At 71.8% G+C, this 12,988-nt stretch carries 11 protein-coding genes; 5 read left to right on the plus strand and 6 right to left on the minus strand.

The window, feature by feature from the left end; genetic code table 11:
- Positions 1–35 precede the first annotated feature (35 nt).
- From ABZW11_RS12575 to ABZW11_RS12590, 4 genes are all read right to left on the minus strand, one after another.
- On the minus strand, positions 36–395 hold the full coding sequence (locus ABZW11_RS12575; protein WP_355415884.1) for an ATP-binding cassette domain-containing protein: 360 nt from the start codon (positions 393–395) through the stop codon (positions 36–38).
- A gap of 83 nt (positions 396–478) precedes the next feature.
- Entirely contained in the window at positions 479–1,462 is a 984-nt protein-coding gene (locus tag ABZW11_RS12580) for an ABC transporter ATP-binding protein (RefSeq protein WP_355415641.1), read from the minus strand.
- Positions 1,455–2,540, minus strand: a complete 1,086-nt coding sequence (locus tag ABZW11_RS12585) for an iron ABC transporter permease (RefSeq protein WP_355415643.1) — start codon at positions 2,538–2,540, stop codon at positions 1,455–1,457. The genes ABZW11_RS12580 and ABZW11_RS12585 overlap by 8 nt, the downstream gene beginning before the upstream one ends.
- Positions 2,503–3,723 carry an ABC transporter substrate-binding protein gene (locus ABZW11_RS12590; RefSeq protein ID WP_355415645.1) on the minus strand — a complete coding sequence of 407 codons (1,221 nt, stop codon included), beginning with the start codon at positions 3,721–3,723 and terminating at the stop codon, positions 2,503–2,505. The genes ABZW11_RS12585 and ABZW11_RS12590 overlap by 38 nt, the downstream gene beginning before the upstream one ends.
- Positions 3,724–3,826: 103 nt before the next feature.
- Between ABZW11_RS12590 and ABZW11_RS12595 the strand changes: the two genes are divergently transcribed.
- The 5 genes from ABZW11_RS12595 to ABZW11_RS12615 all read left to right on the plus strand — a co-directional run bounded on the left by ABZW11_RS12595 (position 3,827) and on the right by ABZW11_RS12615 (position 11,026).
- Positions 3,827–5,542: an ABC transporter ATP-binding protein gene (locus ABZW11_RS12595; protein ID WP_355415647.1), complete on the plus strand. Its 1,716-nt coding sequence runs from the start codon at positions 3,827–3,829 to the stop codon at positions 5,540–5,542.
- Positions 5,539–7,272 (plus strand): thiol reductant ABC exporter subunit CydC, encoded by a 1,734-nt coding sequence (cydC, locus tag ABZW11_RS12600; protein ID WP_355415649.1) that lies wholly within the window; start codon positions 5,539–5,541, stop codon positions 7,270–7,272. The genes ABZW11_RS12595 and cydC overlap by 4 nt, the downstream gene beginning before the upstream one ends.
- 183 nt (positions 7,273–7,455) lie before the next feature.
- Positions 7,456–9,552 (plus strand): YcaO-like family protein, encoded by a 2,097-nt coding sequence (locus tag ABZW11_RS12605; RefSeq protein ID WP_355415651.1) that lies wholly within the window; start codon positions 7,456–7,458, stop codon positions 9,550–9,552.
- Positions 9,553–9,565: 13 nt separating this feature from the next.
- Positions 9,566–10,309, plus strand: coding sequence for a class I SAM-dependent methyltransferase (locus ABZW11_RS12610; RefSeq protein ID WP_355415653.1), 744 nt, complete (start codon positions 9,566–9,568; stop codon positions 10,307–10,309).
- 6 nt (positions 10,310–10,315) lie between these two features.
- Positions 10,316–11,026, plus strand: a complete 711-nt coding sequence (locus ABZW11_RS12615; protein ID WP_355415655.1) for a methyltransferase domain-containing protein — start codon at positions 10,316–10,318, stop codon at positions 11,024–11,026.
- A gap of 27 nt (positions 11,027–11,053) precedes the next feature.
- Here the strand turns inward: ABZW11_RS12615 and ABZW11_RS12620 are convergent, their stop codons facing one another.
- Both ABZW11_RS12620 and ABZW11_RS12625 read right to left on the minus strand, forming a co-directional pair.
- A complete protein-coding gene (locus tag ABZW11_RS12620) occupies positions 11,054–11,629 on the minus strand; it encodes a TauD/TfdA family dioxygenase (protein ID WP_355415657.1) in 576 nt (191 codons plus the stop codon).
- A gap of 2 nt (positions 11,630–11,631) precedes the next feature.
- Positions 11,632–12,861, minus strand: a complete 1,230-nt coding sequence (locus ABZW11_RS12625; protein ID WP_355415886.1) for an MFS transporter — start codon at positions 12,859–12,861, stop codon at positions 11,632–11,634.
- Positions 12,862–12,988 lie beyond the last annotated feature (127 nt).

A 12,988-nucleotide genomic window follows, 5' to 3' on the forward strand; every position in this document is an offset into this window, starting at 1 on the left:
GCCGTGATCCGCGCACTGGCCAGGAACGCACGGCGTCATGCTCCGGTGCGCGGGCGCAGGGTCCAGCCCTCGCCCGCGTGCCACTCGCGGACGAAGCCGGCGTCGCTCGCGCCCGGGCGACGCCGACGTCGCACGTTCTGCTCGACGGTGCCCTCGAACAGGTAGACGTCCTGGAAGGCGATGGCGATCGACGACAGGAGCGTCTGGTGCGGCAAGGCACGGACATCGTGGCCGCGGAAGCGGATGGCGCCCGCGTCGACGTCCCAGAACCGGGCCGGCAGCCGCGTGACGGTGGTCTTGCCGGAGCCGCTCGGGCCCACGAGGGCGGTCAGGCCCCGCTCGGGCAGTTCAGGAGACCTGGTCCGGACGAGGTGGTCGCCCAGCAGGTGGTGCAGTCACGCTGCATGCGGACAGCCTGTTCCTCTCCGGGCTGGACGCGATCCTCGCCGGATACGGAACCCTGCACTGACGGTGCCGGTCATGCGCCCGTTCGCAGGAAGGCGACCAGGGCCGCCAGCGAGCCTAGCTCGCGGGAGCCGACCCGCCAGCCGCCGGAGGAGCGCACCTCGACCGTGACGTCGGCTTCGCCGTCGCCGACGCGGTATCCGGCGCGCTCCACCGCGCGGGCGGTCCAGGACAGCAGGTCGGCCGGGCAGTCGTGCGGTGCCGTGATGCCTGCGGTGGCCGAGTGGCGGCTGCCCCAGGTGAGGGTGCCGGTTCGCGGGTCGACGACGGCGGCGTCGTTGAGCAGTCGCTGCAGGTGCCCGGCCAGCCCGATCTCTTCCGGCGCGCCGCTGATCAGGTCGTGCTCGGGGGTGATGAGCCAGACGGAGTCGGCGTGCCGCAGCATGTGCTCGACGTCGTGGGTGGACATCAGGACGGCGAGGCCGTGCTCGTGTGTCAAGGAGAGCAGCAGCTTGATGAGTTCCAGCCGGGCGGCCACGTCGAGGAACGCGGTGGGCTCGTCCAGCAGCAGCACGGACGGCTGCTGGGCGAGCGCCCGCGCGATCATGAGGCGCTGGCGTTCGCCGTCGCTGAGTTCCGACACCGGCCGGTCGGCCAGGTGCCCGGCGTTGGTGGTGTCCAGGGCCTGCTCGATGACGCGGCGGTCGGTGTCGTCGAGCCGGCCGAACCATCCGGTGTGCGGGGCGCGTCCGAGGGCGACGAGATCGTAGCCGTGCAGTTGCCCGACGGCGACCCTGTCGGTGAGGACGATGGCCAGCTCCGCGGCGAGCTCGCGCGGGGAGAGGTCGGCGATGGGCCGCCCGCGCAGCTCGATGCGCCCGGCGAGCCGTGGCTGGGCGCGGGCCAGGGTGCGCATGAGGGTGGACTTGCCGATGCCGTTCGCGCCGATGAGGCAGGCCAGTTCCCCGGCGTGCAAGGTGACATTGATGTCCGAGAGCACGGCGCGGCGGCGGTAACCCACCGTGAGGTCCGTGGCGCCCAGCCGTACGTCAGACACTGAAACCTCCGCCGGCGCGGTTGATCCGCAGGAGCACGTGGAGCACGACGGGTGCGCCGAGCAGCGCCAGAGCGGCGTTGAGCGGCAGCGTGAGCCCGGTTCCCGGTAGCTGGGCGAAGATCCCGGCCGCCAGGGCGATCATCGCGCCGAGCAGCGCCGAGCCGGGGATCAGCAGCCGGTGGTCGGCCGTGCCGAGCAGGCCCCGAGCCAGATGCGGGGCGGCGATGCCGAGGAAGGCGATCGGCCCGGTGTAGGCGGTGACCGCGCCGGACAGCAGGGCTGTGGCGGCGATGGCGACGATCCGCACCCGCCGCGGGGACAGGCCCATGCTCTGGGCGTACCGCTCCCCCAGCAGTGACATGTTCAGCTGCTTGACGAAGACTGTCAGCAGCAGCGTGCCCGCGGCCACCACCGCGGCGAGCACGGGAAGCTGCGTCGAGCGCACCCCCTCGAAGCTGCCGAACTGCCACTGCGTGAAGGCCACCACGGCCTCGGGCCGGGCGAAGAACACCAGCACGTTGGTGATCGCGCCGAGGAAGGCTCCGACCATGATGCCCGCCACCAGGACGATGACCATGTTGCGCACCCGCCCGGCGATGGCCAGCATGACCAGCAGGACGGCGAACGCTCCCAGAGCGGCCGCGCCGACGACGCCGATCCCGTGCAGCGGGGCGAGTCCGGCCAGCAGCGAGGCGCCCACGCCGGTCGTCGCGCCCTGCGGCAGCAGGAGCAGGCCCACCCCGAGGCCCGCGCCCGAGGTGACGCCGAGGACGTACGGCTCGGCGAGGGCGTTGCGGAACAGCGTCTGCATGGCGAGCCCGGCCAGCGCCATCGCCATCCCGGCGAGGACCGCGGTCGTCGCGCGGGGCAGGCGCAGTCCGAGGACGATCGCCCGCCAGGTCCTGCGGGCCGGGTCCTGCCCGCGCAGGATGGCGATGACCTCCTCCAGCGGCACGCTGACCGACCCCCAGGCCAGCGTGGCCAGGAACGCGGCCAGCACACCGGCGGCGAGCACGGCGAGGACGACGGCGCGGCGCAGGCTACTGGGCCGGAACACGCTTGACGAACTGGAGCTCATCGCCGCTCTTCAGGAGTTCCGGGTGCAGGAGGTTCACCATGTCGCGCAGGATCAGGTCGGCCTCCAGCGCGCCGTTGAGGAAGTAGTCGGCCCCTCGGGCCCCGACGCGATGGAACACCGTGCCGTTCTCCAGGGCGGGCAGGCGGGCGAGCCGGTCGTCGGCGGCGATGTAGTCGGCTCCCGTCTTGTGCTTGGGGAAGAAGACCAGGTCCATCCAGTAGTCGGTGTCGGCTCCTGCGTCGAGGAACTTCTCCAGCGACAGGGTCGCGATGCCGCCGCCGGGCAGGTCAGGTACCGGCTCCGCGCCCGCCTCGCGGATGAGCTGCGGCTCGAACCGCCCGCGCTGCCTGGTGGTCACCGATCCCGATTCGCCGACGGTACCGATCAGTACCTTCGGCTTCTTCCGGCCTGTGACGTGCGCGTCGATCTGGGCGCGCAGCTTCAGGTAGCGCGCTTCGATCGGGTCGAACACCTGCTGGGCCTGCTGCTCGACGTTGAAGAAGAGCGACAGGAACTTGATCTGCTCGGCCGCGCCGAGCGGCGTTTCGGAGTAGGGGAAGTAGAAAACGATCGGGATGCCGAGCTCTTCGATCTTGCTGAAGGTCTGGTCGTCTCCGGCGTAGTTGGTGTAGAAGTCGGGATCGGCGTCGGCCAGCGCCTCGTAGTTGACCTCGTACCCGATCTCCGCGACCTTGCCCGCCTTGATCCGCTCGGCGATCTTCGGCAGGTAGGGCGCCTCGACGTCCCCGATGAACGGTTCGGCGTAGCCGACGAGCGCGTCGGCCTTGCCGAGCTTCTCCAGCGACGCGTACAGGACACTGCCGCCGTCGACCATCGTCCTGACAGGGACCTCGATGACGGTGGCGCCCGCCAGCTCGCCGGTCAGCTCGGGTCGCGGGGCGCCGCACTGCAGCAGCACGTAGGTGCTGTCGATCTCGCGGCTTCCGGCCTTCGCGTGCCCGCCCGCCGCCTGCACCGTCGTCTTGAGCACCTTGTACGAGCGCTCGTAGCGGACCTGCCAGCCCTTGGCGTACTCGGCCCTCACCTGGTGGGGGAAGTAGTTCTCCTCGGACGAGAACTCCGTCACGCAGCCGGCCCGCCCGGGCGCCGCCCGGGGCGGAGGGCCGGTGGCTCCGCACGCGGCGAGTCCGGCGGCCAGGAGTGCGCAGAATAAGCGTTTCATCCATTTTCTCCTCTGCTGTTGCGCACCTGCGGGTGCCGGGTTAGCGTCCTTGAACATGACAACGGTTATCAAACCTGCGTCCACTCGGCAACGGGTTGCCCCCTTGACTCCACGGTTGTTACGTCTGGCCGCCGGTGCGCGCGGGTGGCTGGCTCTCGGCACGGCGGTGACGCTCGCCATCACCGCGACCCACGTGGGGCAGGGCATCGCGATCGCGCAGGCCCTGGCCGTCGTGTTCGCCGGACAGCCGTGGCAGGGCGTGCTCGTTCCCTTGGCCGTCGTCGGGAGCATGCTGGTGACCAGGGCGGTCCTGCTGTGGGCGCGGGAGCTGGTCACCGTGACCACCGGGCGGGCCGTGAAGGACTCCCTGCGCAGGCGCCTGTACGCCAAGCTCTTCGAGCTGGGGCCCGGCTACACCGCGGCCAACCGCACGGGCGCCACCCAGGCGACGGTGGTCGACGGCGTGGAGAAGATCGACGTGTACGTCAGCCGGTTCCTGTCCCAGCTGCTGGGCGCCGCGATCGGCGCGCTGGCGATCCTGACCGGGCTCGTCGTCGTCGATCCGCTCATCGGCGGCGTCCTGTTCGCCGGAGCGCTCGCGATCACCGCGACCCCCCTGCTCGCCCGGCGCCTGCAGGCCGAGCGGGCCGGCTGGTTCTGGGGGCTGTGGCGCCGGCTCGGCGCCGACTATCTCGACGTCCTGCAGGGCATGACGACGCTGAAGGCCTTCGGCGTCAGCCGCGAGCGCGGACGTGAGCTGGCGCGCGAATCCCACGAGTTCTACCGGGCCTCGATCGGCTTCGTGGCGGTGGCCAACCTGCGCACCGGCGCGATGGGACTGCTGTCGGTCGCAGGCGTGTCCCTGGCGATCGGTCTGGGCGCCATGCGGCTGGCCACCGGGCAGCTCGACGTGCTGGGCCTGCTGCTGGTCCTGCTCCTGGCCCGCGAGGCGTTCCGGCCCCTGGAGGAGCTGCAGAAGGCCTACCACTCCGCCTACCCGGCCATCTCCGCCGCCGGCGGGATCTTCGAGCTGCTCGACGCCACACCGGCCGTCGTCGAGACGCGGCATCCGCAGCCGCCGCCGGCGTCTTCGTCGATCTCGTTCGACCGCGTGTCCTTCGGCTACCGCGAGGGGCAGGAGGTCGTCTCGGAGCTGTCGTTCGCGGTGGAGGAAGGCCGTACGGTCGCGATCGTCGGCCGGTCCGGCGCGGGCAAGAGCACGATCGTCGCGCTGCTGCTGCGCTTCTTCGACCCCAGGTCCGGCCGCATCCTGGTCGGCGGGCAGGACATCCGGGAGCTGTCCCTGGCGCGGTTACGCGGCCTGATCTCCGTGGTGGCCCAGGACACCTACCTCTTCCACGGCACGGTCCGCGACAACCTGCTGCTCGGCCGGGCGGACGCCGATGCCGGGCAGGTGGAGGCGGCCGCGGTCGCCGCCGGCGCCCACGACTTCATCAGCAGGCTGGCCGACGGGTACGACACCGTGGTCGGCGAGCGCGGCGCCACCCTGTCCGGCGGGGAGCGGCAGCGCATCGCCATCGCCCGCGCCCTGCTCAAGGACGCGCCGATCCTCGTCCTCGACGAGGCCACCTCCAGCATCGACTCGGCCCATGAGGCGGAGATCCAGCAGGCTCTCGACCGGCTGGCCGCCGGCCGGACGACGCTGGTCATCGCCCACCGGCTGTCGACCGTACGGGACGCCGACCGCATCCTGCTGCTCGACCACGGCCGGGTCGCAGACGCCGGCACCCACGCCGAGCTGCTCGAACGGTCGGCGGGTTACCAGCAGCTCGTGGCGGCGCAGGCGGTGAGCCGATGATCTCCGGCCTGCGCCCCCTGCTGGCCGTCGTGCGGCCCTACCGGCTGCACCTGACCGGCGCCATCGGCAGCGGCGTGTTCGACCAGGCCCTCACCGTGGCGATCGCCGCAGTCGGCGCCTGGGTGGCCGGCACCGCGATCACCGGCGCGGGCGTGGCCGAGCTGCGCCCCGGGCTGATCGTGCTGGCCTGCCTGGTGATCCCCCGCGCGGTGCTGGCCTTCGTGGAGTCGCACATCGCCCACGACATGGCCTTCCGGATTCTGGTCGACATCCGGGAGCGGCTCTACGCGGGCTTCGAGCGGATCGCGCCCGCGCACCCCAAGGGGCACCGCTCGGGCGACCTGGCCTCCACGGTCATGGACGACGTCGAACGGCTGGAGGTGTTCTTCGCCCACACGCTGAGCCCGCTGTGCGTGGCGGTCGTGGTGCCGACCGGGTCGGTGGCGGCCCTGTGGTTCATCCATCCGGTGCTCGCCCTCGTCATCCTGCCGATCGCCGTCCTGGTGGCGTTCGTTCCCGCCTGGCTGCGCAAGCGGGCCACCGTCCAGGGCCGCGCGTGGCGGCTGCACCTCGGCAGGCTCAACGCCACCGCCGTGGACGGCGTCCAAGGGCTGCGCGAGATCGCCACGTTCGGCCAGGAGGAGCGTTTCCTGACCCGGCTCGGCGCGCACGGCCGCGACCTGCACGAGGCGCAGCTGGCCCACGGCAGCCGGGTCGGCGTCGAACGTGCCGTGACCGACCTGCTGATCGGGCTGGGAGTCGTCGGCGTGCTCGCCGGATCGGCCGTCATGGTCGCCACCGGTGGCATGCCGGTGGTGCTCTTCCCGACCGCGGTCGTGCTGGCCGCCGCCGCGCTGGCCCCCGTCACCAAGCTCAGCGACGCCGCCCGTGAGCTCGGCGTGGTAGCCGCGGCGGGCGAGCGGATCTTCGCGGTCGTCGACGCGCCCGCCATGGCCCCCGAACCGGCCGCGCCGCCGCCGCTGCCCGCCCTGCCGCAGACGCTGGATGTCTCCTTCCGCGACGTCTCCTTCCGGTACGGCCCCAGCCTGCCGCCGGCCGTATCCGGCGTCACCTTCGACATCTCCGCGGGAGAGACGGTGGCGCTGGTGGGACACTCCGGCGCGGGCAAGTCGACGATCACCAACCTGCTGCTGCGCTTCTGGGACCCCGAATCGGGCTCGGTGCGAATCGCCGGCCATGACCTGCGCGACCTGGCCGACCAGGACCTGCGCCGGCTGATCTCCGTGGTGCCGCAGGAGATCTACCTGCTCAACCGGACGGTCGCCGACAACATCGCGCTGGGCAGGCCCGGCGCGAGCCAGGAGGAGATCGAGACCGCCGCCAAGGCCGCCCTGGCCCACGACTTCATCGTCGAGGAGCTGCCCGACGGCTACGACACCGTCGTCGGCGAATGGGGCGCACGGGTCTCGGGCGGCCAGCGGCAGCGCATCACCATCGCCCGCGCGCTGCTGCGCGACGCGCCCATCCTCATCCTCGACGAGCCCGTCTCCAACGTGGACGCGGAGAGCGAGCGGCTGCTGGGCCTGGCCATGGCCCGGGTCCGCGCCGGCCGGACCACCCTGCTGGTGGCCCACCGGCTCTCCACGATCCGCACCGCCGACCGCTTGATCGTGCTCGATCACGGCAGGGTCGCCGAGATCGGCACGCACGCGGAGCTGGTGGCAGCCGGCGGCACCTACGCCCGGCTGGTCCGCCACCAGCTGCAGTAACCATCCACAGGAAGGAGGTCAGCGCATGATCCGCGAAATCAGCACCGAACGGCGCCGCGACACCGTCGCGCCGCACAACCACAGCACGGGCTTCCGCGCCTTCCGCTGGAGCTGATCGAGGTGAAACCCGTGGGGCCGGCACGCATCCGGCCCCACGGCCCCCGACGCGACAAGGATACGATCTTGAAACACATTCCGAGAGTCAACGTGGACGTGCGTCCCCTGGGCGAGGACGCAACCGTGCTCATCACGCCGGACGGCCGGATGTTCGAGATCGAGCGGCCCGCGGCGGACGTCGTCCGCGCCCTTGAAGACCTCGCCGCGACGCCACCCGACGCGACCCCGCCATGGCCGGAACTCGCCGCCCTGCTCACCTCGACCGGCTCCCTCATCGAAACCCCGCGGACCCCGGTACTTCTCGCCGATGCCACCTTGCATCCCATCGTCACGAGGCTCGCCCTACCCGGCGAGCAGACGCTCCTCCTCGACGGCGACGTGCCGCTCGACCGGCCGCTCGCGCTGCTGAGCACACGCTTCGACCCCGAACTGCTGTCACAGGTGGACGACCGGCGCTCCCAACCCTGGACCTGCTTCTTCCTGGACCAGGGCAGATGCTACTTCGGCCCCGCCATCGAGCCCGGCCGCACCGCACCCTACCGGGACCTGCTGACCCGCCGGGCCTGCGTGACGCAGCGGCCGGACCTCGCCGACGCGCTCCTCTCGCCCTCGCTGACCGGCGGCCTGCGACCGCCGCCTCCAGACGTGCTGACCTATCTCGTCGCGATGTTCCTGGTCGAGCTGCGCCGCTGGCTGGCCGGCGAGCCCTGCGCCCTGGCCGGCAACGAGATCGAGGTGGATCCCACGGGCCCGCAGATCCGGCTCCATCCGCTTCTGCCCCTGCCGGGCAGCCCGGCGCCCGAAGTGATCAACCATCGCCTCACGGGCGCGGACCTGCTCCTCGACGACCGGATCGGCATCGTGGCGGCCACCAGGGTCATCGAGCACGGCCCGGCCATCCCGCGAGCCCTGACCACCGTGCAGGCCGACGTCGCCGACATGGGCCGGCGCTTCCCCTGGGCCACCAATGTCCTGTGCGGCGCCAGCACCTTCGGCGACGTGGCCGGGGCGCGGGCGGCGGCGATCGGCGAGAGCGTGGAACGCTACTGCGCCAACTGGATCCAGCCCGAACTCTTACGTAAGGCGTCCTACACCGAGCTGCGCCAGGCCGGCGAGAACGCCCTCGCGCCCGAATCGATCGTCCTGTTCTCCGAAGCCCAGTACGCGGCGGACGGATTCCCCTTCGTCCGCTTCGGCGCCGACCTGCCGGTGCAGTGGATCGCGGGCCGCTCCCTTACCCATGACCGGCCGATCTGGGTCCCCGCCAGCCTGGCCTATTGCAACTACTACGTCGGGCCCTACTACCACGAGCCCGTCACGAACCCCCTGTACTACGCGGGGGTCGCGGCCGGGGAATCCTTCGACGACGCCGTACGGTCCGGGCTCGAAGAGGTGATCGAGCGCGACGCCACCATGGTCTGGTGGGCCAATCTGCCCGCCCTTCCGTCCCTGGAACCGACGCCACGCCTGGCCACGGTCTTCGGCGGCCTGCCCCACCAGCGCGCGTGGCTGATCCCGCTGCCCAACGAGTTCGACGTCCCCGTCATCGCCGGCGTCGTCGAGCACATCGGGGACCAGATCCTGACGATCGGCTTCGGCTGCCGCGACACCCTCGAGCTCGCGGCGGAGAAGGCCTGGGCCGAAGCGCTGACACTCCAGGAGATCGCCCGTGATCTACAGGATCCCGACGGCCTGTATTGGGAGGCCGTGCACGCCGGGCGCAAGGCCCGGCACTTCATGCACGAGTGGCGAGCCGACCGCGCCTACCTCGACAGCTTCCGCCCCGACTTCCGCGACGTCGGCGACCTGGAATGCCAGATGCAGGTCAACCTCGACCCCCGCGCCGTCGAGCGGGTGCGAAGCTGGCTGGACTCCGGAACCACCATCCCGGCTTCGTCCGTGTCCACGATGCCCGACCGCTCCCTGAGCACCTATCGGCAGCGGGTCGAGCAGGCCGGCTACGAGGTGATCGCCGTCGACCTCACCACCCCGGACGTCGCCGCCGCCGGACTCCACGTCACCAGAACCCTCGTCCCCGGGCTGGCCGGCAACTTCGCCGCCGCCTTCCCCTACCTCGGCGCGGATCGGCTGCGCAACGCCGCCGTCAAGCTCGGCTGGCCCGCCAGGACCGAGCTGAACGTCTTCCCCCTCCCCCACGCGTGAAAGGAAACCCGACATGAAAGACGCCGACGCGCTCAACGCCGTCGCCTACGGACCGGAATGGTCGGCCCGCTGGGAGGCGGAGTTCGGCGACCAGCCCGACACCCAGGACGCCGCCGACTACCTCGCCGGGCTGGCCGGCGGGCGAGCCGTGCTGGAGCTCGGCATCGGCACCGGCCGCCTCGCCCTCCCGCTGCTCGACCGCGGGCTGGCCGTGACCGGCGTGGACAACTCCCCCTGGATGCTCGAACAACTCCGCGCCAAACCGCGCGGCGACGAGATCGACCTCGTGGAGGGCGACTTCGCCGACGTGAAGGTCGACGGCGAGTTCGGCCTGGCCTTCATCTCCCGCTTCGCCCTATCAGCGCTCACCACGCAGGAGGCGCAGGTGCAGTGCTTCGAGAACGTCGCCGCGCACCTGGCACCCGGCGGCTTCTTCGTCGTCGAGCTGATGGCGCCCGCCAGCGGCGTCCTGGAGAACGGCAGAGCCTGGACCTCCAACGTCAAACCCGACGCGGTCTCGCTGTTCGTCTCGACCGCCGACCACGTGACGCAGGAGATGCGCACCTGCCACATCAGGCTCAGCGAGGCGGAAGGAGTGCAGCTACGCCCCGGCGCCGTGCGCTACATCTGGCCGTCCGAGCTCGACCTGATGGCCCGCATCGCCGGCATGCGGCTGCACGAGCGCTGGTCGAGCTGGGACAAGGCGCCCTTCACGGCCACCTCGACCCGCAACATCTCGGCGTACCGGAAAGCGTGACCCGCCGTGGCCTCGCTGCCCATCACCTCACCCGGATCGTGGGTCTTCTCCGGCGACGTCCCCGCGGTGTTCGTCGATCACGCCCGCCACTCCGTGCCGTTCTACGACGCCGGGCACGACCTCGTCTGCGACCTGTCCACCTGCTTCCTCGGCGGCGACCAGCCCCGCGTCGGCTACGAGCTCGGCTCGGCCACCGGCCAGCTCCTGCACCGGCTGGCCACTCACGGCCCCGCCAACCACGCCGCCCACTGGATCGGGGTCGACCGCGAGGCCGCGATGGTCAAGGCCGCCCGCGACCACTGCGCCGGTCTCGACAATGTCGAGGTCGTGGAGGGCGAGCTCACCACGATCGCCTTTCAGGAGTGCGACTTTGTGGTCGCGTACCTGACCATGCACTTCCTGCCGCCGGGGCTGCGACGGCAGGTGCTGAGCCGGATCTGCCAGGCGCTCCGTCCCGGTGGGGCCTTCTTCATGTTCGACAAAGTTTTGGCGCCGGGCGCGCAGCTCGAGGACCTGATCACGACGCTGCACTACCGGTTCAAACGCAACGCCGGCTTGAGCCCGGAGGAGATCCTCAACAAGAAGGAGAGCCTGCTCGGGGTGCTGCAGCCGGTCTCCACCGACGATAACCTCGCCCTCCTCAGGGAGGCCGGCTTCGCGAGCTACGGAACGATCCTGAAATATCTCGCCTTCGAGGGGTTCATCGCGATCAAGTAGCCGCGGGCAGGTCCGGCGAGCCGCCCGTCAGCGGGCATCGGCGCTGCGCACGGTCAGGATCCGGACGAAACGCTCTCCGCTGTGCCCTTCGCGGCCGTGCCAGCAACGGTAGTGGTGTTCGACATGCCGGCCGACGCGCGGTACGGCAGGCAGCCCGCGCAGGTCCGCCCACTTGCCGTAGAGGTCGACGTCGGCGCTGGTGAGGAAGTCCCACGGGTCCGGGTCACGTCGCCCGCAGTCGTTGGCGAAACGGTAGGCGTCGGCGACGAACGACTCGCCGCCCGAACCGGGGGTCTGGACGGCCTGGATGAAGACGTAGTCCTCGTCGGGGTCGCGCCTGCGGACGGGGACGCCTCCGATGTGGACGACCACGTCGAAGCTGTCGGCGTGCAGGTGCACCGGGCCGGCGTCGCGGGACGGCCTGCTGCGATACGGGAACACCTGCCGCAGCCGGTGGCCGAGGGTGAGCGCAGCGGCGACGACGAGCGCGTCGGGAGTGGCGGCGAGGCCGGTGAGGATGGCCGCACCCGTCTCGGTGAGCAGGTGACGGAGGCGATCGGTGTCCTGGCCGTCGACGCGGTCAGGGAGGATGCCGCAGGACATCTTCAGGGCCTCTCAGGTCGGGAGAATCCGCGGCTGCTGGGGACCAGGGCTGCGGCGGCCGGGGCGAGGAAGCACACCAGCGCGCATCCGGCCAGGACCGGCTGCCAGCCGAAGGCGTCGATGGCGGGGGCGAGGAAGGCGAGGCCGACGGGGGCCAGGCCGTAGGAGACGAGGAAGTCGAGTGAGGAGACCCGGGCCAGCAGGCGCGGCTCGACCTCGCGCTGGGTGGCGGTGAACCAGGGCACGTTGAACACCTCGATGCCCAGCCCGGCCAGCGCGTACGCGGCGAACACCACCGCCGGGTGCACCGGGAGCAGCAGGCTGAGCGGCGCGAAGCCGTACAGGGCCAGGCCGGCGAGCGCGGCCCAGCCCTGGGCACGCGGAGTCCAGCGGGCCACGAGCAGCGCGCCGGCGAGGGCGCCGAGGGTGTAGGCGGTGAGCGCCGCCGCCAGGACCGCCTCCGTGCCGTAGCGGTCGCGGCTGACCAGCGGGAGCGCCACCCCGGTGGCCGAGTAACCGGTGAAGATGACGGCGGCCAGCGCGCCCAGCCCGGCGAGGAACCACGGGTGCCGGCGCGCCTCGCGCACGCCTTCGCAGAATTCCGCGAAGAACCGCACGCCGTCCGCCTCGCGGGCCGGGGCGGGCAGGCCCCGGGGCGGCAGCACGGCCGCGGCCAGCCACAGCAGCCCGGTGCCGATCAGCAGCCACCAGGTGTTCAGGACGGCGGCCAGCAACGCCGTGCCCGCCGGCGCGACGAGGGTGGTGACGCGCACGGCCAGGGTCATGGCGGCGTTGGCCTGCCGGCGGCGGCCGGCGTCCACGACCTCGGCCGTGAGCGCCTGGAACGCGGGCCGGCACGCCCCCTGGCCCGCGCCGACGATCGCCGCCGCCACGGCCATGAGCGGGATCGACCGTCCGAGCCCGAGCGCGATGAACGGGGTGGCGAGCGCGGCGGCCAGTCCGGCCCACCACACGACGGCGCGGCGCGAGTACCGATCGGCCAGGACCCCGCTGATCGGCACCGCGGCGAGGAAGCCGACGGTCCGGGTGGCCAGCACGATCCCGAGACCGGCGGCGGTGAGCTCGCGGTCCAGCACGGCGAGCCCCAGCACGAACGGCAGCGCCCAGGTCGCCAGCCCCGAGGCGGTGGTGCCGCACCACAGCCGAAGGAACCGCCTCTCGCGCAGGATGGACCGCGCCGCGGGCGGCGACGTCTCCGAGCCGGTGGTCATGGGTGCGATCACAGGTGGACTCCTCCAGGGGACGGGGACGGACGAGATCAGCGATGAGCGAGCTGGTGGGCGTCCGCTTGACGGTCGCGTACGCCCGTGCCGGTGAGGCAGGCTATTCCCTGCCTCA

Origin of the sequence: Nonomuraea sp. NPDC004580 (assembly GCF_040609855.1) — a bacterium.
GTDB lineage: Bacteria > Actinomycetota > Actinomycetes > Streptosporangiales > Streptosporangiaceae > Nonomuraea > Nonomuraea salmonea.

Excerpts from the sequence above, each read along its gene's own strand:
- ABZW11_RS12585 (WP_355415643.1), bottom strand. The coding sequence starts at position 2,540 with ATGAGCTCCAGTTCGTCAAGCGTGTTCCGGCCCAGTAGCCTGCGCCGC.
- ABZW11_RS12590 (WP_355415645.1), bottom strand. The coding sequence starts at position 3,723 with ATGAAACGCTTATTCTGCGCACTCCTGGCCGCCGGACTCGCCGCGTGC.
- cydC (WP_355415649.1), top strand. The coding sequence starts at position 5,539 with ATGATCTCCGGCCTGCGCCCCCTGCTGGCCGTCGTGCGGCCCTACCGG.
- ABZW11_RS12610 (WP_355415653.1), top strand. The coding sequence starts at position 9,566 with ATGAAAGACGCCGACGCGCTCAACGCCGTCGCCTACGGACCGGAATGG.
- ABZW11_RS12620 (WP_355415657.1), bottom strand. The coding sequence starts at position 11,629 with ATGTCCTGCGGCATCCTCCCTGACCGCGTCGACGGCCAGGACACCGAT.
- ABZW11_RS12625 (WP_355415886.1), bottom strand. The coding sequence starts at position 12,861 with ATGACCACCGGCTCGGAGACGTCGCCGCCCGCGGCGCGGTCCATCCTG.